The 1,549-nt window shown below is 54.5% G+C and carries 2 protein-coding genes; both read right to left on the bottom strand.

Annotated elements, in window-relative coordinates; all coding sequences use genetic code 11:
- A partial coding sequence (locus E5Z01_RS19850) for a hypothetical protein (RefSeq protein WP_205750519.1) occupies nt 1-327 on the bottom strand: 327 nt, incomplete at its 3' end.
- Nucleotides 328-476: 149 nt separating this feature from the next.
- Nucleotides 477-1,403, bottom strand: a complete 927-nt coding sequence (locus tag E5Z01_RS19155; protein WP_135230833.1) for a zinc ribbon domain-containing protein — start codon at nt 1,401-1,403, stop codon at nt 477-479.
- Nucleotides 1,404-1,549 lie beyond the last annotated feature (146 nt).

Below are 1,549 nucleotides of genomic sequence, written 5' to 3'. Positions count from 1 at the left end.
GAATCCTGGGTGAGCGCCCGAAATGCAGCGGGGGTAAAGATCAATTGGCAATTCTCGACCCAGGATGCCCGTCGCAGCTTTGGTCGGCACTATCAAGCTATCCGAATTAATTGAACGCTGTACTAGCTGCTTCAGCGTCTCTGGGGGAATAACTCTGGAGATGAGATGCCGGTTCACTCCACTCTGATCTATTTCGTCGATCAGTGGCTGGTGGATCTCCTTATCCCCTCGGCGTTGCCACGACCTGAGCCACCTGCCATTGGTCAGTTGCTGCAGTCGCTGGTCAATCACTTCTGGCGACCAGGGTGGAGAAAAAAGTTCTTTCAACCCCTTATTCCCGTCGTCGTCGCGTTCCAGCTTGCCTGGCCAGGCAGGGGAGAGTCCTTGTTCAGTGTCGGATGCGTTAATTGGCCTTCGAGGTGCCTCATCACAGGTGTCGACGTCCCGGAATGCTGAGGCGGAATACAGAGTAGTTCTCATGCCACACCTTGCCTGAGGCGAGTCTTGGCATGAGCACGTTGCCACTGCCTGCCCTTCAGGCTGCCGCGCTGGAGGATGTTCCGTGCAGCATTTTCGTGCGCGTCCATACTGTGACCGCATTTGGGACAACGGAATTCACTTCGATCCCGCTGACCATGTGGATACTGGCAGGCGCTGCAGCGCTGGCTGGTGCCCCTGGAATCGACTTTTTCGAACGGGATGCCTGCTGTGGCTAAGCGATTATGTAACCAGCTCTCATGCCAATCGAGCAGGCCGGTTTTGCGTGCCCAGCGCACAAAATTCCGATCCATATCGCGGTAGGTCAGATCCTCTGCGCAGATGAGTACGGCATGACTCACGAGAAACAGCGTGAACCTCAAAAGTTCGGCCCGCTGCAATTCAAACTCCACACGTTCGCGAAGGCCAGGGTCTTGCTGAAAGACACTGGCAAATTGACTGAGTGAAACTGGTACCTGCTTCTCAACTGTCTCGACTAGCCCATCAGAAGTAATGACACAGACGAGAGGAGAGGCGCCCAAATCAAGAGCCACTTCGGCGGTGCCAACAAGACTGCCAGCAGTACACAATAAATCAAACCACAGCACTAAAAACCACTCGCCGTGACGTTCCAGCAGCGCCCAGCGCTCAGGATCCCAAGTGGCTGTGAAAATGACTTCGTTAGGAAGACTGAGGAGTGGGAGATGCGCCTGGTGCTTGCTCTCTGGGCTTCTAATCCAGACGTAGTCAGCATGGTGTTGGAAGGTGGCCTGAAGAATTTTAGTCAGGTATGGTGGCTGTCGGAAAGCAGGGGCAGACCGTACCAGCGCAGAGTATTCGGAACTGGGCAGACGGTAAAGGTCAGTGGCCAATTGGTAATCCATCACCTTGACCATCTGATCAGAGAGTGGCTCGAGCGGAATCACGTGAGAGGGTTTGTAGAGGTGGTAATGCTCCAGGGATTCCTTCCAAAAATCGCCTGACCGATAGGAGGGTCAGGCAAACTGGAGGAACTCTATGGGAAAGCAGCGCAAAACTTGGGCATCTGGGGTCAAGGAAGAAATCGTCCTGG

The sequence above is a fragment of the Deinococcus fonticola genome (assembly GCF_004634215.1).
GTDB classification, from domain to species: domain Bacteria; phylum Deinococcota; class Deinococci; order Deinococcales; family Deinococcaceae; genus Deinococcus; species Deinococcus fonticola.
The sequence above is the reverse complement of the archived record's forward strand: the minus strand, read 5'-3'. Positions and strand labels throughout refer to the sequence as shown.